Annotated in this window: 22 protein-coding genes and 1 tRNA gene; 9 read left to right on the forward strand and 14 right to left on the reverse strand. The window is 63.3% G+C overall.

Features of this window, described 5'->3' with window-relative positions:
• The 3 genes from cgtA to rplU all read right to left on the reverse strand — a co-directional run.
• A partial coding sequence (cgtA, locus tag VEC01_RS18845; protein ID WP_324902454.1) for an Obg family GTPase CgtA occupies positions 1-1,051 on the reverse strand: 1,051 nt, incomplete at its 3' end.
• A gap of 126 nt (positions 1,052-1,177) precedes the next feature.
• The gene (gene rpmA, locus VEC01_RS18850; protein ID WP_324902455.1) at positions 1,178-1,435 is read right to left on the reverse strand and encodes a 50S ribosomal protein L27; all 258 of its coding nucleotides are present in this window, start codon (positions 1,433-1,435) and stop codon (positions 1,178-1,180) included.
• A 37-nt stretch (positions 1,436-1,472) separates the two neighbouring features.
• A complete protein-coding gene (gene rplU / locus VEC01_RS18855) occupies positions 1,473-1,784 on the reverse strand; it encodes a 50S ribosomal protein L21 (protein WP_324902456.1) in 312 nt (103 codons plus the stop codon).
• Positions 1,785-2,029: 245 nt separating this feature from the next.
• Between rplU and ispB the strand changes: the two genes are divergently transcribed.
• The 9 genes from ispB to yacG all read left to right on the forward strand — a co-directional run bounded on the left by ispB (position 2,030) and on the right by yacG (position 10,161).
• Entirely contained in the window at positions 2,030-3,019 is a 990-nt protein-coding gene (ispB, locus tag VEC01_RS18860) for an octaprenyl diphosphate synthase (protein WP_324902457.1), read from the forward strand.
• A 29-nt stretch (positions 3,020-3,048) separates the two neighbouring features.
• A tRNA-Pro gene (locus tag VEC01_RS18865) sits at positions 3,049-3,125 on the forward strand.
• A gap of 48 nt (positions 3,126-3,173) precedes the next feature.
• The gene (locus VEC01_RS18870) at positions 3,174-4,439 is read left to right on the forward strand and encodes an HlyC/CorC family transporter (RefSeq protein WP_324902458.1); all 1,266 of its coding nucleotides are present in this window, start codon (positions 3,174-3,176) and stop codon (positions 4,437-4,439) included.
• 171 nt (positions 4,440-4,610) lie between these two features.
• Positions 4,611-6,344 (forward strand): type IV-A pilus assembly ATPase PilB, encoded by a 1,734-nt coding sequence (pilB, locus tag VEC01_RS18875; protein WP_324902459.1) that lies wholly within the window; start codon positions 4,611-4,613, stop codon positions 6,342-6,344.
• A 13-nt stretch (positions 6,345-6,357) separates the two neighbouring features.
• Positions 6,358-7,587: a type II secretion system F family protein gene (locus VEC01_RS18880; RefSeq protein ID WP_324902460.1), complete on the forward strand. Its 1,230-nt coding sequence runs from the start codon at positions 6,358-6,360 to the stop codon at positions 7,585-7,587.
• Positions 7,587-8,453 (forward strand): A24 family peptidase, encoded by an 867-nt coding sequence (locus tag VEC01_RS18885; RefSeq protein WP_324902461.1) that lies wholly within the window; start codon positions 7,587-7,589, stop codon positions 8,451-8,453. The genes VEC01_RS18880 and VEC01_RS18885 overlap by 1 nt, the downstream gene beginning before the upstream one ends.
• Before the next feature lies 1 nt (position 8,454).
• Entirely contained in the window at positions 8,455-9,087 is a 633-nt protein-coding gene (gene coaE / locus VEC01_RS18890) for a dephospho-CoA kinase (RefSeq protein ID WP_324902462.1), read from the forward strand.
• A gap of 127 nt (positions 9,088-9,214) precedes the next feature.
• Entirely contained in the window at positions 9,215-9,970 is a 756-nt protein-coding gene (zapD, locus tag VEC01_RS18895) for a cell division protein ZapD (protein ID WP_324902463.1), read from the forward strand.
• Between the two features lie 8 nt (positions 9,971-9,978).
• On the forward strand, positions 9,979-10,161 hold the full coding sequence (gene yacG / locus VEC01_RS18900) for a DNA gyrase inhibitor YacG (RefSeq protein WP_324902464.1): 183 nt from the start codon (positions 9,979-9,981) through the stop codon (positions 10,159-10,161).
• Positions 10,162-10,170: 9 nt separating this feature from the next.
• Here the strand turns inward: yacG and VEC01_RS18905 are convergent, their stop codons facing one another.
• The 11 genes from VEC01_RS18905 to nirB all read right to left on the reverse strand — a co-directional run.
• Positions 10,171-11,727, reverse strand: a complete 1,557-nt coding sequence (locus tag VEC01_RS18905) for a sigma-54-dependent transcriptional regulator (protein WP_324902465.1) — start codon at positions 11,725-11,727, stop codon at positions 10,171-10,173.
• 101 nt (positions 11,728-11,828) lie between these two features.
• A complete protein-coding gene (locus VEC01_RS18910) occupies positions 11,829-12,353 on the reverse strand; it encodes an Rrf2 family transcriptional regulator (RefSeq protein ID WP_324902466.1) in 525 nt (174 codons plus the stop codon).
• Positions 12,350-13,645 carry a D-amino acid dehydrogenase gene (locus VEC01_RS18915; protein ID WP_324902467.1) on the reverse strand — a complete coding sequence of 432 codons (1,296 nt, stop codon included), beginning with the start codon at positions 13,643-13,645 and terminating at the stop codon, positions 12,350-12,352. Before VEC01_RS18915 ends, VEC01_RS18910 begins: the two co-directional genes overlap by 4 nt.
• Before the next feature lie 93 nt (positions 13,646-13,738).
• Positions 13,739-14,854, reverse strand: a complete 1,116-nt coding sequence (gene ald, locus VEC01_RS18920; RefSeq protein ID WP_324902468.1) for an alanine dehydrogenase — start codon at positions 14,852-14,854, stop codon at positions 13,739-13,741.
• Positions 14,855-15,163: 309 nt separating this feature from the next.
• Positions 15,164-15,574, reverse strand: coding sequence for an NUDIX domain-containing protein (locus tag VEC01_RS18925; RefSeq protein ID WP_324902469.1), 411 nt, complete (start codon positions 15,572-15,574; stop codon positions 15,164-15,166).
• Position 15,575: 1 nt separating this feature from the next.
• A complete protein-coding gene (locus tag VEC01_RS18930; RefSeq protein WP_324902470.1) occupies positions 15,576-16,454 on the reverse strand; it encodes an ATP-binding protein in 879 nt (292 codons plus the stop codon).
• Position 16,455: 1 nt separating this feature from the next.
• Positions 16,456-17,694: a bifunctional glutamate N-acetyltransferase/amino-acid acetyltransferase ArgJ gene (gene argJ / locus VEC01_RS18935; protein WP_324902471.1), complete on the reverse strand. Its 1,239-nt coding sequence runs from the start codon at positions 17,692-17,694 to the stop codon at positions 16,456-16,458.
• Between the two features lie 168 nt (positions 17,695-17,862).
• Positions 17,863-20,643: a molybdopterin-dependent oxidoreductase gene (locus VEC01_RS18940; RefSeq protein ID WP_324902472.1), complete on the reverse strand. Its 2,781-nt coding sequence runs from the start codon at positions 20,641-20,643 to the stop codon at positions 17,863-17,865.
• Positions 20,640-21,008 (reverse strand): nitrite reductase small subunit NirD, encoded by a 369-nt coding sequence (gene nirD, locus VEC01_RS18945; protein ID WP_324902473.1) that lies wholly within the window; start codon positions 21,006-21,008, stop codon positions 20,640-20,642. Before nirD ends, VEC01_RS18940 begins: the two co-directional genes overlap by 4 nt.
• A gap of 11 nt (positions 21,009-21,019) precedes the next feature.
• Positions 21,020-21,142 carry a hypothetical protein gene (locus VEC01_RS18950; RefSeq protein WP_324902474.1) on the reverse strand — a complete coding sequence of 41 codons (123 nt, stop codon included), beginning with the start codon at positions 21,140-21,142 and terminating at the stop codon, positions 21,020-21,022.
• A 44-nt stretch (positions 21,143-21,186) separates the two neighbouring features.
• Positions 21,187-23,286, reverse strand: a 2,100-nt coding sequence (gene nirB / locus VEC01_RS18955) for a nitrite reductase large subunit NirB (protein ID WP_324902475.1), incomplete at its 5' end; no start/stop codon positions are given.

Raw genomic sequence — 23,286 nt, forward strand, 5'->3', positions numbered from 1 at the left:
CTTCTGCCATTTGTGTTTCATTTGCGCGATGTTCCTGTTGCCGCTGCTCTGCCAAATATTCGTAAATTGCAATGATCAGCTCCTCGCAGCCTTCGCGCGTCAACGCGGAGATCTCGAATACCGGTCCCTTCCAGCCGAATCGCTTGGTGAAGTCCTTGACACGCTTCTTGCGCTCGTCCTCGGGAACCATATCGAGCTTGTTCAGCACCAGCCAGCGCGGCTTGTCGAAAAGCGATTCGTCGTACTTTTTCAGTTCCTTGACGATCGCCTTGGCTTCCTTCACCGGGTCGACCTTGTCGTCGAAGGGTGCAAGATCGACGATATGCAGCAGCACGCGGGTGCGCTGCAGGTGGCGCAGGAACTGGTGGCCGAGTCCGGCGCCCTCGGCCGCACCCTCGATTAGGCCGGGGATGTCCGCGATCACGAAGCTCTTCTCGTGGCTGACACGAACCACGCCGAGATTGGGATGAAGCGTGGTAAACGGATAATCGGCAATCTTCGGACGCGCATTCGAGACTGCGGTGATGAAAGTCGATTTGCCGGCATTCGGCATCCCAAGCAGGCCGACATCGGCCAGCACCTTCAGCTCCAGTTTCAGCTCGCGCCTTTCACCCGGCTTGCCGTCGGTCTTCTGGCGCGGAGCACGATTGGTTGAAGTTTTGAAGTGAATGTTGCCCCAGCCGCCCTCGCCGCCCTTGGCGAGCAGCACACGCTGCCCATGCTCAGTGAGGTCGGCGATGATCTCGCCGGTGTTGTAATCGGAGATCAGGGTCCCGACCGGCATGCGCAGTTCGATGTCGTCCGCGCCCCTGCCGTAGCAATCCGAGCCGCGCCCGTTTTCACCGCTGCGCGCCTTGTGCAGTTTGGAATAGCGGTAGTCGACCAGCGTGTTGATATTGCGATCGGCGATCGCCCAGATGCTGCCGCCCTTGCCGCCGTCGCCGCCATCGGGCCCGCCGAAAGGCCGGAATTTTTCGCGGCAAAACGACGCAACGCCGTTGCCGCCGTCACCGGCAATGACTTCAATTTTTGCTTCGTCGATGAACTTCATAATTTGCCGCCAAAAATGGCCAGGATCGAGAGAAAAACGCTGCTGAAAACTAAAAAGGCCCTACCATCGGCAGAGCCTTTTAGTGGAAGGCTTTCGCCTTTGCCTTGCTATTGTGTCAGTGACGCATCAGGCCGGCACGACGATCACAGTGTGACGCTGCATCGGGCCCTTGGTAGTGAACTGCACCTTGCCGTCGATCAGAGCGAACAGGGTGTGGTCTTTGCCCATGCCGACGTTCTCGCCAGCGTGCACGCGGGTGCCGCGCTGACGCACGATGATGCCGCCTGCATTGATGGTCTGGCCGCCGTAAACCTTGACGCCCAGCCGTTTCGACTCGGAATCGCGACCGTTGCGCGTAGTGCCGCCGCCTTTTTTGTGTGCCATTTCAGACTCCTTGGTATCCGTTTAACCCGATCACGTATTACGCGTTGATCGAGACGATTTGCAATTCGGTGTAGTTCTGGCGATGACCCTGGCGCTTCTGATAGTGCTTGCGGCGGCGCATCTTGAAAATCTTCACCTTATCGTGGCGACCATGCGCCACTACCTTGGCCTGGACCTTGGCACCATCGACCAGCGGAGCACCAAACTTGATGCTGTCACCAGCGCCCACTGCGAGCACTTGATCGAGAGTGATTTCGGAACCAATGTCAGCCGGTATCTGTTCTACTTTGAGTTTTTCGCCAGCAGCAACCTTATATTGTTTGCCGCCGGTTTTTATGACCGCGTACATGTGAAACCTCATCGAAAATATATGAAAGAACTTTTTCTTCCTGAATCGCCTCGATTACAGCCAGACCGAATCGGGAAAACCCCTGATTATACATGGACTTAACTTCACGGTCAAAGCTTGTGTCAAATCCGCCGAAAACCTGCCGGCCTCGTCAATTTCAGGCGATTTAACCGGAAAGATCCCGGGCAGCAGCGACCCCTTGTCAGCGTATAATTCACGAAATTCATGATTTTGCAGGTCTTATCTTGTCCGCAGCCCTCCAACCCGCCAGCCAGAACACCATCATCCAGCCGATCGCCGCCGACATGGACGCGGTCAATGCGGTAATCCGCCGCCAGCTGTATTCCGACGTTCCCCTGGTCAACCAGATCGCCGAGTACATCATCAGCGCCGGCGGCAAGCGCATCCGGCCGGTGCTGGTGCTGCTGGTCGCGAACGCTTACGCATATCGGGGCACGCATCACCACGACCTGGCGGCGGTCGTTGAATTCATCCACACCGCGACGCTGCTGCATGACGACGTGGTGGACGAGTCCTCCCTGCGCCGCGGGCGCAAGACCGCCAATGCATTGTTCGGCAATGCAGCTTCCGTCCTGGTCGGCGATTTCGTCTACTCGCGTGCCTTCCAGATGATGGTCTCGGTAAAGAACATGCGGGTGATGCAAATCCTTGCGGACGCGACCAATGTGATCGCGGAAGGCGAAGTGTTGCAACTGCTGAACATGCATGATCCGGATGTGACGGAAGAACGCTATCTGCAGGTGATCCGCTCCAAGACCGCAAAGCTGTTCGAGGCGGCGGCCCAGCTCGGTGCGCTGATCGCCGGCGCCCCGGAGGAGGGAATCGAAGCCGCCGCTGAATACGGGCGCTCGCTCGGCACCGCATTCCAGCTGATCGACGACGTGCTCGACTACTCCGGCAACGCGGCCGATATCGGCAAGAATGTCGGCGACGACCTGCGCGAAGGCAAGCCGACGCTGCCGCTGATTTACCTGATGCAGCATGGCACCCCTGCCCAACGCGAACTGGTGCGCGCCTGTATCGAGAACGGCGACGAGCAGCATTTCGATGAAATCCTGAAAGCAATCACCGGCTCCGGCGCACTTGATTACACCAAGCAGGCTGCCGAAAAAGCGGCCGAACGCGCCGCAAATGCAATTTCTTCGATGCCGGTTAGCGTTTTCAAGGATTCTCTGCTACAATTATGCGCTTTCGCGGTTCATCGCAATCACTGACGGGTTTCCCGTCTGGCGATGGCCCAATTCGGGGTGTAGCTTAGCCTGGTAGAGCGCTACGTTCGGGACGTAGAGGCCGGAGGTTCGAATCCTCTCACCCCGACCAACTTGCATATGCAGACTTCCTGTATGCAGTCTTCATTACGGTGACCCTTTGGATGCCGTTCCCTTGTGGGCCCAGATACTCGGGCTGATCTTTCTCTTATTCTTATCTGGCTTCTTTTCAATCTCGGAAACGGCGATGATGGCGTTGAGCCGTTACCGCATCCGCCATCTGGCGTCCGCCGGCAGCGCCCGTGCACGCCTGGTGCTGCGCCTGCTCGAGCAAACGGAGCGCCTGCTCGGCGTGATCCTGCTCGGGAATAACCTCGTCAATTCCGCGGCGTCCGCGTTGGCGGCAACCTTCGCGATCTACTACTTCGGCGAAAGCAAGTATGCACTTGCAATTGCGTCGGCCGCCGTCTCGTTCGCCATCATCATCTTCTCCGAGATCACACCGAAAGTCATCGGCGCCGCCTACCCGGAACGCATCGCGCTGCTGGTCGCCCCCATTCTGCGGGTGCTGATGGTCGTGATGAATCCCCTGGTATGGACCACCAATCTCATCGTCAAGCGCTTGCTGCGCCTGCTGCGCGTCGCCGAAAAAACCGCCGACCGCGCGATCTCGCCGGAGGAACTGCGCTCCCTCGTGCTCGAAGCCGGCAATTTCATTCCGCAAAAGCACAAGAGCATCCTGCTCAACCTGTTCGACCTCGAGCAGATTTCGGTCGAGGACGTGATGACGCCGCGCGCGCAGATCGAGGCCTTGAACCTGTCGGCGCCGCCGGACGAGATCTTGCACCAGCTCGCGACCTGCTACCACAACAAGCTGCCGGTGTACGAAGGCGAAATCAACCGTATCGTCGGCATCCTCCACGTACGCAAGGCGATGACGCTGCTCGGCCGCCAGGAAGCGCTCACGGCGGAGGACTTCCGCGCGCTGCTGGCGCCGCCGTACTTCATTCCCGAAGATACGGGCGTGTTCACGCAACTTCAGTATTTCCAGGAAAACCATGAGCGGATGGGAATCATCGTCGACGAATACGGCGAGATCCAGGGCCTGGTGACACTCGAAGACATCATCGAAGAAATGATCGGCGAATTCACCACGTCCATGCCGGGCGCGGCGCGCGCGGACGGTTTTGACTGGGATGAGAACGGCGTATGCCTGATCGAGGGCGCTACCACGCTGCGCGACATCAACAAGCACCTCAAGCTGGAATTCCCGCTCGACGGCCCGAAAACCCTGAACGGCCTGCTGCTGGAAGAGCTGCGCGATATCCCCGAAGCAAACGTCAGCGTCAAGATGGAAGGCTGCATCGTGGAGATCGTCCAGGTGCTGAACCAGGCTATCAAGATTGTCAGGCTGATCAAGACCTGACGTTTTCGTATCCTTCCTGCATCAAATAACGCAGCAGCGTTTCAACCAGGTAACAGCACATGCTGCAGATGATGACTGTTTGTCACAATACCTTTACAAATCAGATGCCTATAGGCATTATCTGATGCAACTTGGACGATTCTGACCAGAATTCCGGCTTATTAAATCCACATGGCGGCAGTACTCCCCAATCAGGCGACCAGCACGACGATGTCCGGCCTTGCACGCGCCCTGGTGCAGGCCGGGCGGCTGTCCGCCCAGCAGGCGGAGGCGCTGCACAAGCAATCGCAGGCTGAGAAGGTCCCGTTCATCGATGTGCTGCTCGGCAGCGCCAGCATCGATGCCCGCGCGCTTGCGACGTTCTGCTCCGACACCTTCGGCTATCCGCTGCTGGATTTTTCCGCATTCAGTCCAAGCTTCCTTCCCGAAAATGTCATCGACGCGAAGCTGATGCAGAAGGAGCGCGTGATTGCGCTCGCCAAGCGCGGCAACAAGGTGTCGGTAGCAATCTCCGACCCCACCAACACCCATACGCTGGATCAGATCAAGTTCCAGACGGAAATGACGGTCGAGCCGGTGATCGTCGAGCATCCCGCGCTGCTGCAGCTGATCGAAAAGCTCTCGCAGAGCGCCGAACAGAACCTGGATGAACTGATCGGCGACGATTCCGACATCGACTTCAGCGAAGAAGACCTGGGTTCGCCGACGTCGGCGGCCGAAGCGGTAACGCCGGACATCGACGACGCGCCGGTGGTGCGCTTCCTGCAAAAGATCCTGCTCGACGCGATCAACATGGGCGCGTCCGACTTGCACTTCGAGCCGTTCGAAAAGTTCTACCGCATCCGCTTCCGCATCGACGGGGTGCTGCGTGAAATCGCGCAGCCGCCGCTGGCGATCAAGGAAAAGCTGGCGTCGCGCATCAAGGTGATTTCCAAGCTCGACATCTCGGAAAAGCGTGTGCCGCAGGACGGCCGGATGAAGCTCGTGGTATCGAAGAACCGGGCGATCGATTTCCGCGTCAGCACGCTGCCGACGCTGTTCGGCGAGAAGATCGTGATGCGTATTCTCGATCCGTCGCAGGCGCAGATGGGCATCGATGCGCTCGGCTACGATCCTGACCAGAAGGAACTGCTGCTCAAGGCGATCGAGCGCCCCTACGGGATGGTGCTCGTGACCGGACCGACGGGCTCCGGCAAGACGGTGTCGCTGTACACTTGCCTGAACATCCTGAACAAGCCCGGCATCAACATTTCGACCGCGGAAGATCCGGCGGAAATCAACCTGCCCGGCGTGAACCAGGTCAACGTCAATGACCGCGCCGGCCTGACTTTCGCCGCCGCGCTCAAAGCCTTCCTGCGGCAGGACCCGGACATCATCATGGTCGGGGAAATCCGCGACCTGGAAACCGCCGACATCGCGATCAAGGCGGCGCAGACCGGGCACATGGTGTTCTCGACGCTGCATACCAACGATGCGCCGTCGACCCTCACGCGCCTGATGAACATGGGCGTGGCGCCGTTCAACATCGCTTCGTCGGTCATCATGATCACCGCGCAGCGCCTGGCGCGACGGCTCTGCACCTGCAAGCAGCCGGCGGTGATTCCGGACGAGGCACTGATCGAAGCCGGCTTCAAGGAAGAAGAACTGGACGGCACCTGGATGCCCTACAAGGCGGTCGGGTGCGAGCGCTGCAACGGCAGCGGCTACAAGGGACGGGTCGGCATCTACCAGATCATGCCCATTTCCGAAGAAATCGAACGCATCATCCTGGCGCACGGCACTGCACTTGAAATCGAGGCGCAGGCCAGGAGCGACGGCGTGAAAACCCTGCGCGAGGCAGGTCTCGTCAAGGTCAAGGCGGGGCTGACCAGCCTGGAAGAAGTGCTCGGCTGCACCAATGCTTAATTAGGGGACGAACATGGCAACCGCCGGCAAATCCGCGGCAAACGCTGCAGTCAAGGAAACGATCTACGCCTGGGAAGGCAAGGACAAGGGCGGCAAGGTCGTCAAGGGCGAGCTGCGCGCCGGCAGCGAAACCATCGTCAACGTGACCCTGCGCCGCCAGGGCATCATGGTCACGAAGGTCAAGAAGAAGTCCTTCAATACCGGCAGGAAGATCACCGATGCCGACATCACGCTGCTGACGCGCCAGCTCGCAACGATGATGAAGGCCGGCGTACCGCTGCTGCAATCCTTCGACATCGTCGGCAAGGGCCACTCCAACCCCTCGGTCGCCAAGCTGGTGCAGGATATCAAGACCGACATCGAGACCGGCTCCAGCCTGAACCAGGCCTTCCGCAAGTTCCCGCTGTACTTCGACAACCTGTTCTGCAACCTCGTCGCGGCCGGCGAGCAGGCGGGCATTCTCGAGGACCTGCTGACGCGCCTGGCGGTCTACAAGGAAAAAACCCAGGCGATCAAGGGCAAGATCAAGTCAGCATTGTTCTATCCGATCTCGGTGCTGGTGGTCGCCTTCGTGGTGACCTCGGTGATCATGATCTGGGTGGTGCCGGCGTTCAAGGATGTATTCTCGACCTTCGGCGCCGACCTGCCGGCGCCGACGCTGTTCGTGATGGCCTTGTCGGACGCCTTCGTCAAATACTGGTACATCATCTTCGGATCGATTTTCGGCGGCCTCTACCTGTTCTTCCAGTCCTGGAGACGATCGCTCAAGGTGCAGCGCGCGATGGACAAGGCATTGCTGCAGGCGCCGGTGTTCGGACCGGTGATCCGCAAGGCGACGATCGCGCGCTGGACCCGCACGCTGGCGACCATGTTCGCCGCCGGCGTCCCGCTGGTCGAATCCCTGGATTCGGTGGGCGGCGCTTCCGGCAACTCGATCTACATGGATGCGACCAAGAAGATCCAGACCGAAGTCAGCACCGGCACCAGCCTGACCACCGCGATGGTCAACGCCGGCGTGTTTCCCAACATGGTGACGCAGATGGTCGCGATCGGCGAGGAATCCGGCGCGCTGGACCAGATGCTGAGCAAGGTGGCGGATTTCTACGAACAGGAAGTGGATGACGCGGTCGAATCGCTGTCCAGCCTGATGGAGCCGATGATCATGGCGATCCTCGGGGTGGTGATCGGCGGCCTTGTGGTCGCGATGTACCTGCCGATTTTCAAGCTGGGCGCGGTGGTTTGATGCTCGATACTATTTTCGCCGCACCGCCCCAGAGCCTCGTCCCGACCCTGTTCGCCGCCGTCTTCGGTCTGCTGATCGGCAGCTTCCTGAACGTCGTGATCCATCGCCTGCCAAAGATGATGCAGCGCGAATCGGATAACTACGTGGCGGAGGAAAGCGGCAAGCCGTTGCCGCATACCGACCGCTATAACCTGATGGTGCCGCGCTCGGCCTGCCCGCATTGCGGCCATCAGATCAGCGCGCTGGAAAACATTCCTGTCCTCAGTTATCTGTTCCTGCGCGGAAAATGCATAGAGTGCAAGGCGCCGATCTCCATCCGCTATCCGATTGTCGAACTGATCACAGGCACGCTGTCCGCCCTCCTCGTCTGGCGCTTCGGCAGCGGCCTGGCCGGGCTCGCGACCCTGCTGTTTGCGTACATGCTGATCGCCATGACCTTCATCGACGCCGACACCCAGCTGCTGCCGGACGACCTGACGCTGCCACTGATGTGGGCCGGCCTGCTGGTGAACCTGAACGGCACCTTCGTGCCGCTGCCGGACGCGGTGGCGGGCGCCGCCGCCGGTTACCTCAGCCTGTGGGCGGTGTACTGGCTGTTCAAGCTGGTGACCGGCAAGGAAGGCATGGGCTACGGCGATTTCAAGCTGCTGGCGGCGCTCGGCGCCTGGCTGGGGTGGAAAATGCTGCCGGTCATCGTTTTGCTGTCCTCGCTGGTCGGCGCGGCGGTCGGCATCGCACTGATCCTGTTTGCCCGGCACGGGCGGCACAACCCGATCCCGTTCGGCCCCTACCTTGCCGCCGCCGGGCTGATCGCCCTGCTCTATGGCAAGCAGATGGCACAGGCCTATCTGGGATTCCCGGTCTGACATGAGCGCGAACGACGGCACGGCACGCAGGTTTTCGGTCGGGCTGACCGGCGGCATCGGCAGCGGAAAGACGACCGTCGCCGACATGCTCGCCGCGCGCGGCGCGTCCGTCATCGACACCGACCTGATCGCGCACAGCCTGACCGCGCCCGGCGGTGCCGCGATTGCCGACATCCGCGCGCAGTTCGGCGACGCCTTCCTGACGCCGGAAGGTGCGATGGACCGCGCGAAGATGCGTGCGTATGTGTTTGCCGAACCGGCCGCCAAGGCGCGGCTGGAAGCCATCCTGCATCCGCTGATCCGGATCGAAACCGAACGCGCGGCACAGGCTGCGCAGGGCAGTTACCTGGTGTTCGTGGTGCCGCTGCTGGTGGAGTCGGGCAGCTGGAAGCAGCGGGTGTCCCGGGTGCTGGTGGTCGACTGCAGCGAAGCGACCCAGGTGCGGCGCGTGATGAGCAGGAGCGCGCTGCCGGAAGCGCAGGTGCGCGCGATCATGGCAGCTCAGGCGACGCGCCAGCAGCGCCTGGATGCAGCGGACGATGTCATCGATAACGACGGCGATGCACTGGCGCTGGTGCCGCAGGTGGACAGAATGCATGCGTTTTATGCCGGCCTGGCGGCCGGCGATGCATGACGCACGCGGGCGCTGCCCGTAAATGTACCGAAGCTTTGACCTGCAATATTTGTAATTTTTCAGAGCTTCGTTCAGAATCACATAATTATTTCCAGCCCAACCTTTATTGCGCTAAAGGGACGCCATTTTGATCATCTACGAATACCCTTTCAACGAGCGTATTCGCACTTTGCTGCGGCTGGAAGATCTTTACGAAAAGTTCATCTTTTTCCTGCATCAGGAGCATCCGCAGCAACACCATATCGCGCTGGCGACCATCTTCGAAATGCTCGAGGTGGCCGGGCGGGCGGACCTGAAATCCGACCTGCTGCAGGAACTCGAGCGGCAGAAGCAGACGCTGCTCGGCTTCAAGTCCAATCCGAATGTCGCCTCCGACCGCCTCGACGAGGTGTTGTCGGACGTCGACCGCAGCCTGGCGGCGCTGATGGGCGCGCAGGGCAAGACCGGGCAGAACATCCGCGACAATGAATGGCTGATGAGCATCCGCGGCCGCACCATCATTCCCGGCGGCGCCTGCGAATTCGACCTGCCGTCCTACTATGCATGGCAGCACCGTTCGCCGCAGCAGCGTTTCAACGACATTTCATCCTGGTTCGCGCCGCTGGTGCCGCTGTTCGATGCGATCAGCGTCGTGCTGAAGCTGTTGCGCGAATCGGGGCGCTCGACCAAGACCATCGCGGTCGCCGGCAGCTACCAGCAGATGTTGCAGGGCAAGGTCTACCAGATGCTGCGCCTGGGAATCGACGAGCAGCTGGGCGCAATCCCGGAAATGTCGGCCAACAAGTACATGCTGTGGGTACGCTTCACCTTGCAGGACGGCGACATGAAGCCCAAGTCCTTCGAGAACGATGTACCTTTCGAGCTGACCCTGTGTAATTTTTAGAGAGCATCATGGCCACCGTGGTGGATTGCCCGACATGCGGCAAGAAGGTCGAATGGACCGAACAAAACAAATTCCGCCCCTTCTGTTCCGAGCGCTGCAAGCAGATCGACCTCGGCGCCTGGGCGGAGGGGAAATACAGCATCCCTGCCGTCAATCCGCCCAAGGATGCGGATGACGATTTTCCGCACTGACTTCCCGACTTATTTGTCCGTTCCGGGTATCCGGTACTTGCGCAGCTTGTTCGCGATCATCGAATGCGAGGTCTTCAGGCGCGCGGCCAGCTTGCGGCTGGACGGATGCTGCGGATAGAGCCGCTCCAGCAGCGCCCGCTCGAACGCCGCAACCGAGGTTTCCCAGTCATCCGTTTCCTGCCCCTGTGCCGCCGACTCGGCGGTCATGATGCTGCCTTCCGCCAGGTCCAGGTCTTCGGCATCCAGCACGCGCTTGTCGGTCAATGTGATCGCGCGGAACACCACGTTCTGCAACTGCCGCACATTGCCCGGCCAGGCGTTGGCCACGAGGGCGGCGCAGGCCGAAGCGCTCAGGCGGCAGATCGGCTTTTGCGCCTGCGCGCAGGCGCGTTCGATGAAATGGCGCGCCAGCAGCAGGATGTCGTCCGGACGCTCGCGCAGCGCGGGCACCTCGAGCTGCAGCACGTTCAGGCGGTAGAACAGGTCTTCCCGGAAGCTGCCTTCGGCCACCATCTTGCGCAGGTTGCGGTGGGTGGCGCTGATGATGCGCACGCTCACCTTGATTTCACGGTCGCTGCCGATGCGGCGGAACTTGCCGTCATTCAGGAAACGCAGCAGCTTGGCCTGCAGGTAGAGCGACATTTCGCCGATCTCGTCGAGGAAGACGGTGCCGCCCTCGGCCATTTCCATCAGGCCCGGCTTGCCGCCGCGCTGGGCGCCGGTGAAAGCGCCGGAGACATAGCCGAACAGCTCGCTCTCGGCCAGGCTTTCCGGCAGCGCGGCGCAATTAAGCGCGAGGAAAGGCGCGCTGCTGCGCGGGCTGGCGGCGTGGCAGGCCTGCGCCACCAGTTCCTTGCCGGTGCCGGTCTCTCCCGCGATCAGGAGCGGCGCATCGACCACCGCGACGCGGGCGGCGCGTGCCTTCAGCGCCCGGATCGGTTCGGATTCGCCAATGATTTCATCGAAGCCGCCGCCGCCATGCTGAAGCGCATGGATGCGCCCGCCCAGGCGGCGCGGCGCATGCAGGGTGATCACGCCGCCGACGGTATGGCCGAACGCCGAATCGACCGGCTCCGACACCGGCGCGACTTCGAGCAGGAAGGGCTCGCCGTGCAGCCGCACTTCGCGCGACGGCGCACGGAACCCGCTTTCGAGCAGCTCGGCCTGCAGACCGGTTTCGCCGAACAGCTCGGCAAGCGTCTTCCCGTGCAGCTCGCTCTCGCTCAAGTCGGCGACCGCCGCCGCCGCGGCGTTGGCCGCGACGATGCGGCCTTCGGCGTCGACCGCCATCACCGGGTCGGCCATGACGGCCATCAGGGTGTCCAGGTGCAGGCGGCGACGCGCGCCGGGCAGCACATCCACCACCTTCACATCGCGCACGCCGGCCACCCGCAGGAAATCCTCGCGCAGCGGCGGCATCAACGCTTCTGTCAGTTCGGGAATGTCGATGAAGACGTCGGAGGAATCGACCTCGACCGCCACCACATTGATGTTGCGGCGGGCCAGTACGGCGAGAATTTCGTGCGCGATGCCGACACGGTCGGCGAACTGGACATCTATCCGCATGGCCCTGGAGTGTTCCTCGGTATGACAGGCAAAGGAAACCGGCCATGGCGGCCGGTACGTACCCTCGGCACTTTACCCGTACCGGGAAGGCAGGACAATAGTCAGCTATAGGCGCGTCGCGGCGCCGGGAATGGCAACGCCGGGGACTTCAGGGCGCTCAGCCGGCCAAGGTCGAAGGCTTGCAGGTGCTGCAGCACGACCTGATTGATTGCCATGGTGGCCTGCATCAGCAGCAGCTCCACGCTCTGCTGCGCGCCGCCGCGCATGTCGCCCGCTGCCACCGGCTCCTGTTTTTTCTTGCGGGAAGTCTCGGCCTGCGCGGCGGCGACGCTGCGATACACGTCGGCCAGGGTGATGGCTCCGGGTTCGCACGAGCAGGACCAGCTATCCCGGTTACGCTCGTCCTGCTGCAGCAGGCCTGCCCGCTGCAGGTTTGTCAGCAACTGCCGGACCGCGCGCGGCGGCTGGCCGAGCGCCTCGGAAAGCGCAGCCGTCGTCAGCGGCCGCGGATTGGCCATGACAATGCGTGCCAGCAGCTCGATCGCCATGGCAAAGCGAACGTGCAGCTGGCGGTCGCCGAGAATGAACTCCGGAATGGCGAAGGCATCCCCGGCGCGCGCGTTCATGCACGAACCTCTTGCGGGACGGCAATCGGGCGGTTGGCCTTGCCGTAGCGGTCCATATACAGTCCTTCCATGTCGATCTCCGGGCGCTTGCCCGAGACGAGGTCCGCCAGCACCCGGCCCGAGCCGCAGGCCATGGTCCAGCCAAGGGTGCCGTGACCGGTGTTGAGGAACAGGTTGCGGTAAGGCGTCGGGCCGACCACCGGGGTGCCGTCCGGCGTCATCGGCCGCAGGCCGCACCAGAACTCCGCCTTCGCCACATCGCCGCCGCGCGGGAACAGGTCGACCACAGAATGCTCCAGTGTTTCGCGGCGGGCGTTGCGCAACGCGAGGTCGTAGCCGGCGATTTCCGCCGTGCCGCCGACCCGGATGCGGTCGCCCAGGCGGGTGATCGCGACCTTGTAGGTCTCGTCCATCACCGTCGACTCCGGGGCATAGGCCGCGTCATGGATCGGCACGGTGATCGAGTAACCCTTGATCGGGTAGACCGGGATGCGGATGCCGATCTGCTTCGCCAGCAGCGGCGAGTAGCTGCCGAGCGCAAGCACATAGGCATCAGCCTTCAGGTCGCCGGCGGAGGTCCGCACCGCGACGATCTTGCGCTCGTCGGCCACCAGGCGTTCGATCGCGGTACCGTGCTTGAACACGACGCCGGCCTGCTCCGCCATCGCCGCCAGTTGCTGCGTAAACTTGAAGCAGTCGCCGGTCTCGTCGCCGGGCAGGCGCAAGGCGCCGACAAACTTGCCGCGCACATGCGCAAGCGCCGGTTCGACGCGGATGCAGCCGGCCGGATCGAGCACCTCATACGGCACGCCGTAGCGCTGCAGCACGGCGATGTCGCTGGCGGCCGCATCGAGCTGCTTTTGCGTGCGGAACAGCTGCAGCGTGCCCTGGGTGCGGTGGTCATAGCTGATGCCGGTGCGCTCGCGCAGCGCGATCAGGCAGTCGCGGCTGTACTCGGCCAGGCGCACCATGCGCCCCTTGTTGGTCTCGTAGCGCGCCGCGGTGCAGTTCATCAGCATCTGGAATACCCAGCGCCACATGTCGGCGTCGACGCTCGGGCGGATCACCAGCGGGCTGTGGCGCATCAGCAGCCATTTCAGCGCCTTGACCGGAATGCCGGGCGCGGCCCAGGGTGCGGAATAGCCGGGAGATACCTCGCCGGCGTTCGCATAGCTGGTTTCGAGGCCGGCGCCGGGCTGACGGTCGACTACGGTGACTTCATGGCCTTCCTGTGCCAGGTAATACGCGGAGGCGGTGCCGATCACACCACTGCCCAATACGACGATTTTCAAGACGATGCCCTTTCAGGTACGAAGCGCCGCCGGCGGCGCGGGTTCTTTTGGATAAACGGGATATGCGGCCACTGGCGGGCGGCCGCAGGAAATTCAGCTCAGCAAGGCCTCGGGCGCCACGTAGTCGTAGCCGAGGTCACGCGCGACCGCTTCGTAGGTCACCTTTCCGCCGCAGACATTGAGGCCGTTCTTCAGGTGCGGATTGTCCTTGAGCGCCTGTCGCGAGCCCTTGTCGGCGAGCGCCAGCGCATGACCGATGGTGGCGTTGTTCAGTGCGAAGGTCGAGGTGCGGGCGACAGCGCCCGGCATATTGGCGACGCAGTAATGCACCACGCCGTCGACGACGAAGGTCGGCTCCGCATGGGTGGTCGGGCGCGAGGTCTCGAAGCAGCCGCCCTGGTCGATCGCGACGTCGACTACGACCGCCCCTTTCTTCATGCGGGAAATCATGTCCCGCGTCACCAGCTTGGGCGCGGCGGCCCCCGGCACCAGCACGCCGCCGACGACGAGGTCCGCGGAAAGCACCGCCTCCTCGAGCGACTGGGCGCTGGAATACAGGGTGCTGATGCGGTTGCCGAACACCAGGTCGAGCTGGCGCAGACGGTCGACATTCTTGTCCAGCACCGTCACCCGTGCGCCGACGCCGACGGCCATCTGCAGCGCATTGGTGCCGACCACGCCGGCGCCGATGATCACCACATGGCCGGCTTCCACGCCAGGCACGCCGCCCAGCAGCAAGCCCATGCCGCCGCGGGATTTTTCCAGGTGCGCAGCGCCGGCCTGGATCGCCATGCGGCCGGCAACTTCGCTCATCGGCGCCAGCAGCGGCAGGCCGCCGCCCGGGCCGGTAATCGTTTCATACGCGATGCAGGTCGCGCCGGACTGTACCAGCGCCGCGGTTTGCGCCGGATCGGGAGCAAGGTGCAGGTAGGTGTAGAGGATCTGGCCTTCGCGCAGCATCGCGCATTCCTGCGGCTGCGGTTCCTTGACCTTTACGATCATTTGCGCGCGGGCGAAGATTTCCTGCGCGGTGTCGACCAGTTCGGCGCCGGAAGCAAGATACGCCTCGTCGGCCAGGCCGATCGCGCTGCCGGCGTTCTTCTGCACGATGACCTGGTGGCCGCGCGCGGTCAGCTCGCGCACGCTGGCCGGCGTCAGGCCGACACGGTATTCGTGGTTCTTGATCTCCTTGGGTACGCCGATCAGCATCTCTCTCTCCTTGTCCAGTGCGCGTCTTGCGCCTCTCGATTTCGCTCGTTGCCGCCGTGCGGGCAGTGCCGGCGAAAGAGCGTCGGAGAAGGGATAGCAACCGTTGTGCCAGCAGGAATAGTCTTTACAAATCAAATACTTAAGACAATAAGCCGAAGCCAGCCCGGGCGAAGTGTACACGATTCGATACAAAAGGACCGGTCGGATGCCTCAAAAACCCGTAAAACCAGGCGAAAAGCCGCACCGGCACACGGGTGTATACAATATAGTACACCGTATTTAAAACGATACGCTTTCGAAGGAAAAGCGTCAGGCGGGGTAGCGAAGCTGGTCAAGCCACGCGATCAGCGGGATCGTTGCCGGCAGCAAGGGCTCGACGCCGAGGCTGCCCTGCCATGCGAAAGCCTGTCCCTCGAGGCTCTGCGGTTCGCCGCGCCAATTGCGACTGATATAGAAATGCAGGCGCACGTGCGCATGCGGATAGACATGCTCGACGCCGCACCACGGCTCGGCCGTCAGCACCTCGACGCCGAGTTCCTCGACGAATTCGCGCTTGAGCGCATCGAGGATGGACTCCCCGGGTTCCACCTTGCCACCCGGGAATTCCCAGTAGCCGGCGTAGGGCTTGCCCTCCGGGCGCTGGCCGAGCAGCACGTCGCCGTTCGGCTTCATCAGGATGCCGACGGCAACGTCGATGGGTGCGGCAGGAGCGTGCGCCACCTTATGCCCCCTGCCGGAGCTTGCCCGCGTGGTCCTTTGCAAACTGCCAGGCGACGCGACCGGAGCGCGAGCCGCGCTGCAGCGCCCAGCGCAGCGCGTCGGCGCGCGCTTGCTCGACCTGCGCCGCGTCACAGCCGAAATGGCGCAGCCAATGCGCGACGATATCGAGATAGTCATCCTGCTTGAACGGATAGAACGACACCCAGAGGCCGAAGCGTTCCGACAGCGAAATCTTTTCCTCCACGGTTTCGCCCGGATGCAGATCGCCGTCCTCGGTGTGCACATAGGTGGCGTTGTCGGACATGCGTTCCGGCATCAGGTGGCGCCGGTTGGAGGTCGCATAGATCAGCACGTTGTCCGACTGCGCGGTGATACCGCCGTCCAGCGCCACCTTCAGCGCCTTGTAGCCGCTCTCGCCTTCCTCGAACGACAAATCGTCGCAGAACAGGATGAAGCGTTCCGGCCGTCCGGCCACCAGGTCGACGATGTCGGGCAGGTCGCACAGGTCGTCCTTGTCGACTTCGATCAGCCGCAGTCCCTGGTCCGCGAACTGGTTCAGGCAGGCCTTGATCAGCGAGGACTTGCCGGTGCCGCGCGCGCCTGTCAACAGTACATTGTTGGCCGGCCGGCCGGCGACGAACTGCCGCGTGTTCTGCTCGATCTGTTCCTTCTGGCGCTCGATGTTATGCAGGTCGGAAAACGCGATGCGCGCGATGTGCGCCACCGGCTGCAGGTAGCCGCGGCCGCCCCTGGCGTGCTTGCGCCAACGGAACGCATGCGCCGCATTCCAGTCGATCGACTGCGGCGCGTGCGGCAGGAAGGCTTCGACGCGCGCCAGCAGCGCTTCCGCGCGCTCCAGGAATTGGTCAAGTTGCGTCATGTCAGGAACGGTAGTCGGCGTTGATGCTCACGTAGTCATGCGACAGGTCGCAGGTCCAGACCGTCGCCGCCGCGCTGCCGCGCGCGAGCTTCACCCGGATCGTGATCTCGCTCTGCTTCATCACGCGCTGGCCGTCTTCTTCCTTGTAGTCGGGATTGCGCCCGCCGTTCTTTGCGACCCAGACGTCATCGAGGTAGAGGTTGATCCTGCCGACGTCGAGGTCGTCCACGCCGGCATAGCCGATTGCCGCAAGAATGCGGCCGAGGTTGGGGTCGGACGCGTAGAACGCGGTCTTGACCAGCGGCGAGTGGCCGATCGAGTAGGCGATCCGGCGGCACTCCTCCACCGAGGCGCCCTCTTCCACCGTGATCGTCATGAATTTGGTCGCGCCTTCGCCGTCGCGCACGATCATCTGCGCCAGCTGCTGCGACACCTCGATCACCGCCGCGGCCAGTTCAGCATACTCCGGCGACCCGGTGTCGCTGACTTCGAGGGCGCCGGCGCCGGTCGCGATCAGCATGAAGGAATCGTTGGTCGAGGTATCGCCGTCGATCGTGATGCAGTTGAAGGATTTGTCCGCCGCTTCCTTCACCAGCTGGTCCAGCACCGGCTGCGCGACCTTCGCATCCAGCGCGAGGTAGCCGAGCATGGTCGCCATGTTGGGCTTGATCATGCCGGCGCCCTTGCTGATGCCGGTCAGCGTGACGGTCTTGCCGGCGATGGTCACGGTGCGCGACGCCGCCTTGGGCTGGGTGTCGGTGGTCATGATCGCTTCCGCCGCGTTGTACCAGTTGTCCGCCTTCAGGTTCGCGATCGCTTGCGGCAGCCCCGCCTTGACGCGGTCCACCGGCAGCGGCTCGAGGATCACGCCGGTCGAGAACGGCAGGATCTGCGCCGGCGCGCAGCCGAGCAGTTCGGCCAGCGCGGCGCAGGTGGCATTCGCGTTCGCCAGGCCCGGCTCGCCGGTGCCGGCGTTCGCATTGCCGGTATTGACCACCAGCGCGCGGATCGGGGTGCCGGACTGGCGCACGCCTTCCAGATGGGCCTTGCACAGCTGTACCGGCGCGGCACAGAAACGGTTCTTCGTGAAGACGCCGGCCACGGTTGCCGTCGGCGCGAGCTTCATGACCAGCAAGTCCTTGCGGTTGGCCTTGCGAATGCCGGCCTCGGCAAAGCCGAGCTCGATGCCGGCGACGGGTTTCAGGTTGGCGGCGATGGGAAGCGGAAGATTGACGGCCATAGGAATCGTTTGCGGGTTGGACGGACAAAGGGATCGATATTGTAAACCCTTCGCCCCCATCGGGCGTCCCGTGCGATCGAATCCATCCGTTACTCGCGCCAGCACTCCGGATCCTCGGTCGCGCCGGCGCGTGCTTCATTGCAACAAGGCCTGCAGCCTGTTTTCCGCTCACGCCGCGCGCGCCGAAGGCACGCGGGTCAGAATGAGCCGCTTCAGCTCCGGCACGCAGGAGCCGCAGCTGGTGCCGCACTTCAGCCCGCCCTGCAGCGCAGCCAGCGCGGCATCGGGCGTGCCGTGGTTGATCCAGTCCTGCCTTGTGAGCGCATCGTCAATTTCATTTTCCGCAACATTCAGGCAGTTGCATACGATGCGTCCGCGCGCCTTGAATCCCTGCGGCGGCTTTGCCGAGGGCATCAGCAGCAGGCGCCCGAGCGCGGCGACCGGCTGCCCGGCTTCCAGGTATGCCTTCAGCCAGTGCTCGGCGGCGGTATCGCCGGCAAGCGACACCGCCTCCAGCCTGTCGTCGCGCACCAGGATGCGGCGCGAATTGCCGCGCCGCGCATCGTCATAGCGCAACACATCGGCGCCGGTGATACCGAAACCCGCTTCGATTTCCCGCATCAGCGCGGCGTCGGCCGGATAGTCGTCGGCCGCGCGGAACAGCACGCCGGCCTGTTCGCGGCCAAATAGCGTGCAGGACGCAAACGCGAAACGCCGCATGAAGCGCCGCAGCGACACCTGCAAGGCGATCGCCTGCGGCGGATCGACCCAGCCGAACACCAGGGAGCGCCACGGCAGTTCCGCTTTCAGGATCTTCACCGCCGCATGCTTGAGTTCCGGCTGCTTCGAGGCGGGGCAAAACGCCGGCGAGGTCAGCATGTTGACGCCGTAGCTGCCGCCGCCGTCGCTGCCGCGCCCGGACAGGTATTCCTCGCCCCAGTGCATGCTGATGAAGGCCTGCCCGGGGCGGATGTCGTCGCCCGCGCGCGCCGGCAGGATCTGCGAGCCGCGCCTGCTGGTCACGTGCACCAGGTCGCCGTCGCCGATCAGGCGGCGCTCCATGTCGGTCTTGGCCATGATGACCGCCGGTTCCGGCGCGTGCGCGAATAGTTGCGGCACGGTGCCGCTACGGCTCATGCCATGCCACTGGTCGCGCAGGCGTCCGGTGGTCAGCCGGAACGGAAAGCGCGCATCGACCGGTTCGGCAACCGGCCGGTAGACGGTGTCGGCGAACTTCGCGCGTCCGCTCGCCGTAGGAAAAATGCCGCCCTCATACAAGCGCTTCCTGCCTTCGCTTGCGCCTTCCGGATACGGCCATTGCTGCGGGCCGCGCTCCTCCAGGATGCGGTAGGACAGGCCGGTGATGTCGAGATCGCGCCCGCGCGTTGATTCCCGGTGCTCGTTCCAGATTTCCTCCACACTGCGGTACGGAAAGATGCTGCCCGCCCTTCCTGCCAGGCGCTCCAGCCGGCGCGCCAAGTCCACGGCGATTTCCCAGTCGTGCCGGGTTTCGGCAGGCTTTTGCAGGACCGGCTTGAACCGGGTGATGCGCCGCTCGGAGTTGGTCACCGTGCCCTCTTTCTCGCCCCAGGTAGTGGCGGGCAGCAGCACGTCGGCGTAATCGACGGTCGCGGTCGTCCGGTACGCTTCCTGCACGATCACCAGTTCGGCTTTGCGCAACGCCTCCCGCACCAGCTTCTGGTCAGGCAGCGATTGCGCCGGGTTGGTGCAGGCGATCCAGACAATCCGGATTTCCCCGCTGCGGATCGCCTCGAACATCTCCACCGCAGTCTTGCCCGGCGCCGCGGGAATCTCCTCCACGCCCCACAGCCGGGCGACTTCGGCGCGATGTGTCGGGTTAGCCATGTCGCGATGCGCCGGCAACAGGTTTGCCAGCCCGCCGACTTCCCGCCCGCCCATCGCGTTCGGCTGGCCGGTCAGCGAGAACGGGCCGGCGCCCGGCTTGCCGATCTGTCCCGTCGCCAGGTGCAGGTTGATCAGCGCCGCGTTTTTGTCGGTGCCGCACGCGGACTGGTTCAGCCCCTGGCAATACAGGGAAAGCGCGGCCTTCGCCTGGCCGAACCAGCGCGCCGCCTGCAGCAGGTCTTCCTCGCGTATGCCGCAGGTCTCGGCCACATGCTTCGGCGTATATTCACGCAGTGTGCGCTTCAGGTCGTCGAAGCCTTCGGTATGCGCGTCGATGTACGCTTCATCGATCCAGCCTTCCCACAGGCAGATGTGCAGCAGGCCGTTGAACAGCGCGACGTCGGTGCCGGGCAGGATGGGCAGGTGGAGGTCGGCGTCACGCGCGGTATCGGTGCGGCGCGGATCGACCACGATCATCCTCGGCGCCGGCCTTTTCCGGCGCGCCTCTTCGATGCGACGGTAGAGGATGGGATGCGCGTACGCGGTATTGGAACCGGCGATGAAGATCAGGTCGGCATGGTCGATGTCTTCGTAGCAGGCCGGCGGCGCGTCCGCGCCGAGCGTCTGCTTGTAGCCGGCGACCGCGCTCGACATGCACAGCCGCGAATTGGTGTCGATGTTGTTGGTGCCGACCAGGCCTTTCGCCAGCTTGTTGAAGACGTAATAGTCTTCGGTCAGCAGCTGGCCGGAGAGATAGAACGCGACGCTGTCCGGCCCGTGCTCGCGGATGGTGGCGGCAAACTTCTGCGCCACGAAATCCAGCGCGGCATCCCACGACACTTGTTCGCGTGCTCCATCGCGCGCCAGCCGCATCTCCGGACGAAAGGCGCGCGCCTGCTGCTGCAGCACCGGGCTGGCCGTCAGGTGCAGCGTACTGCCCTTGGTGCAGAGCCGGCCGAAATTGGCCGGGTGCTCCGGGTCGCCGCGCACGCCGGTGATCCGCTCGCCGTCGCTCTGTACGATGACGCCGCAGCCGACGCCGCAGTAGCAGCAGGTGACCCTGGATTCGCGTAACGCATTCATGCAGCCTTGACCTCGATTGCCAGGCAATTGAGTTCCGCAGCGTCGAGATAGACCATGCCATCCTCCACCTTGACGCTGAAGCGCTGCGCGCAGCCGACGTCGGGCGCCACCGCGCTGCCGGAGGCGAGCTCGATGTTCCAGTTGTGCATCGGGCAGGCGACGCGTTCGCCGAACACGATACCCTGCGACAGCGGCCCGCCCTTGTGCGGACAGCGGTCGACGAGCGCGAATACCTTGTCTTCGCTGTTGCGGAAGATCGCGACATCCGGCGGAGTCACGCCGGGCTTCGCTGTCCGCGCGACCACGCGTGCGCCGGGCACGGGGATGTCTGCGACCTTGCAGATGGCTTTCCATTGTTGCGTCATGTGCTTCCCTTTTACTTTGGCTGGATGATGTTGTCCGGTGCGGCCCGTGTCGCGGATCCGTTCAGGATGCAACTGCCGACGATGGACACGGTGACAGCGATGGTCAGTACGACGGCGGACAGGTAGAGGTTCATGGTCGTTCCTTTCAACAAAAACCGAGTCTCCCCAAGTCCCGTCGTCACGCGTTCAAGGGCTCGAACTGGCGCGTATCGACCTGCGCCTTGTCCTTTTCGTGCCACGGGTCGGGCTCGCCGTCGAGCGAGAACAGCAGGCGTTCATGGAGCGCCCTGCGGTTTTCCGCGTCTTCCAGCACCCTCTTCTTGATGTAATCCAGTCCCACGCGCGAGATGTAATGCACCGTACGCTCCAGGTACCAGCCTTCTTCCCGGTACAGCTGCAGGAAGGCGCCGGAATACTCCAGCACTTCCTCGTGCGTCTTCACCTTCACGAAGAAGTGCGCGACTTCGGTCTTGATGCCGCCGTTGCCGCCGACATGGATTTCCCAGCCTGAATCGACACCGATCACGCCGACATCCTTGATGCCGGATTCGGCGCAGTTGCGCGGACAGCCGGATACCGCCAGCTTGACCTTGTGCGGCGCATACATGCGCCACAGCGTTTGCTCCAGCTGCTTGCCCATCAGCGTGGAATCCTGGGTGCCGAAGCGGCACCATTCGGAGCCCACGCAGGTCTTCACGGTACGCAAGGCCTTCGCATAAGCGTGGCCGCAGGACATGTCCAGCTCCTTCCACACCGCCGGCAGGTCTTCCTTCTTCACACCGAGCAGGTCGATACGCTGGCCGCCGGTGACCTTCACCGTCGGGATGTTGAACTTGTCCACCACGTCGGCGATGCGGCGCAGCTCGGAGGCGCTGGTTTCGCCGCCCCACATGCGCGGAATCACCGAATAGGTGCCGTCCTTCTGGATGTTGGCATGCGCGCGCTCGTTGATGAAGCGCGATTGCGGGTCATCCTTCGCTTCATGCGGCCAGCTCGAGATCAGGTAATAGTTGAGCGCCGGCCGGCAGGTCGCGCAGCCGTCGGGGGTGCGCCATTCCATGAACTTCATCACGTCCGGGATCGAGAGCAGCTTGTTGACCCTGATCGCATCGCGCACTTCCTGGTGGCTGTAGTCGGTGCAGCCGCACACCGGCTTGGACTTGCCCGAGGCGGAGTAATCGCCGCCCGCGGTCGCCACGATGATCTGCTCGACCAGGCCGGTGCAGGAACCGCAGGAGGCCGAAGCCTTGGTGTGCTTGCGCACATCGTCCAGCGTGTTCAAGCCCTTTTCCTTGATCGCCTTGACGATGGCGCCCTTGCACACGCCGTTGCAGCCGCATACCTCGGCATCGTCCGGCATCGCCGCGGCGCTGGTGAAGCCTTCGTGGCCGGAGTCGCCCGGCCGCCCCGGGTTCGATTCCCCGAACATCAGCGTGTCGCGGATGTCGCTGATGTTGCGGCCTTCGCGCAGCAGCTTGAAGTACCAGCTGCCGTCGACGGTGTCGCCGTAAAGGCAGGCGCCGACCAGCTTGTCTTCCTTGATCACCAGTTTCTTGTAGACGCCGCCGATCGGGTCGGACAGCACGATTTCCTCGGTGCCTGCGCCGCCCATGAATTCGCCGGCGGAGAACAGGTCGATGCCGGTGACCTTGAGCTTGGTCGATGTCACCGATCCCTGGTAACGGCCGATGCCGAAGTTGGCCAAGTGGTTCGCGCAGACCTTGGCCATCTCGAACAGCGGCGCGACAAGGCCGTAGGCGGTGCCGCGATGGTTCACGCACTCGCCGACGGCGTAGATGCGCGGGTCGTACGTCTGCATGGTGTCGTTGACCACGATGCCGCGATTGCAGAACAGGCCTGCGGATTCGGCCAGTGCGGTATTAGGCCGGATGCCGACCGCCATCACCACCAGTTCGGCCGGCACTTCCAGTCCGTCGGCAAAGCGGATCGCTTTTACCCGCCCGTCCTCGTCACCGACGAGTTCCTTTGTGTTCTTATCAAGCAGGAACTTCAGGCCGCGGTCTTCCAGCGACTTCTGCAGCATCCGGGCCGCGGCCGGGTCGAGCTGACGCTCCATCAGCCAGGCCGGCAGGTGCACCACGGTGACATCCATCCCGCGCAGCTTCAGGCCGTTGGCCGCTTCCAGGCCGAGCAGGCCGCCGCCGATCACGACCGCGTGCCTGTGCTGCCGCGCGGCCGCTATCATCGCATTCGTATCCTGGATGTCGCGGTAGGAAATCACGCCGGCGAGGTCCTTGCCGGGCACCGGCAGGATGAA

The organism is Noviherbaspirillum sp., from assembly GCF_035627455.1.
Lineage (GTDB): Bacteria > Pseudomonadota > Gammaproteobacteria > Burkholderiales > Burkholderiaceae_D > Noviherbaspirillum.

Coding starts and splice junctions, on each gene's coding strand:
- rpmA (WP_324902455.1), bottom strand. CDS start 1,435: ATGGCACACAAAAAAGGCGGCGGCACTACGCGCAACGGTCGCGATTCC.
- rplU (WP_324902456.1), bottom strand. CDS start 1,784: ATGTACGCGGTCATAAAAACCGGCGGCAAACAATATAAGGTTGCTGCT.
- pilB (WP_324902459.1), top strand. CDS start 4,611: ATGGCGGCAGTACTCCCCAATCAGGCGACCAGCACGACGATGTCCGGC.
- VEC01_RS18880 (WP_324902460.1), top strand. CDS start 6,358: ATGGCAACCGCCGGCAAATCCGCGGCAAACGCTGCAGTCAAGGAAACG.
- VEC01_RS18885 (WP_324902461.1), top strand. CDS start 7,587: ATGCTCGATACTATTTTCGCCGCACCGCCCCAGAGCCTCGTCCCGACC.
- coaE (WP_324902462.1), top strand. CDS start 8,455: ATGAGCGCGAACGACGGCACGGCACGCAGGTTTTCGGTCGGGCTGACC.
- yacG (WP_324902464.1), top strand. CDS start 9,979: ATGGCCACCGTGGTGGATTGCCCGACATGCGGCAAGAAGGTCGAATGG.
- VEC01_RS18905 (WP_324902465.1), bottom strand. CDS start 11,727: ATGCGGATAGATGTCCAGTTCGCCGACCGTGTCGGCATCGCGCACGAA.
- VEC01_RS18910 (WP_324902466.1), bottom strand. CDS start 12,353: ATGAACGCGCGCGCCGGGGATGCCTTCGCCATTCCGGAGTTCATTCTC.
- ald (WP_324902468.1), bottom strand. CDS start 14,854: ATGCTGATCGGCGTACCCAAGGAGATCAAGAACCACGAATACCGTGTC.
- VEC01_RS18930 (WP_324902470.1), bottom strand. CDS start 16,454: ATGACGCAACTTGACCAATTCCTGGAGCGCGCGGAAGCGCTGCTGGCG.
- argJ (WP_324902471.1), bottom strand. CDS start 17,694: ATGGCCGTCAATCTTCCGCTTCCCATCGCCGCCAACCTGAAACCCGTC.
- VEC01_RS18940 (WP_324902472.1), bottom strand. CDS start 20,643: ATGAATGCGTTACGCGAATCCAGGGTCACCTGCTGCTACTGCGGCGTC.
- nirD (WP_324902473.1), bottom strand. CDS start 21,008: ATGACGCAACAATGGAAAGCCATCTGCAAGGTCGCAGACATCCCCGTG.
- VEC01_RS18950 (WP_324902474.1), bottom strand. CDS start 21,142: ATGAACCTCTACCTGTCCGCCGTCGTACTGACCATCGCTGTCACCGTG.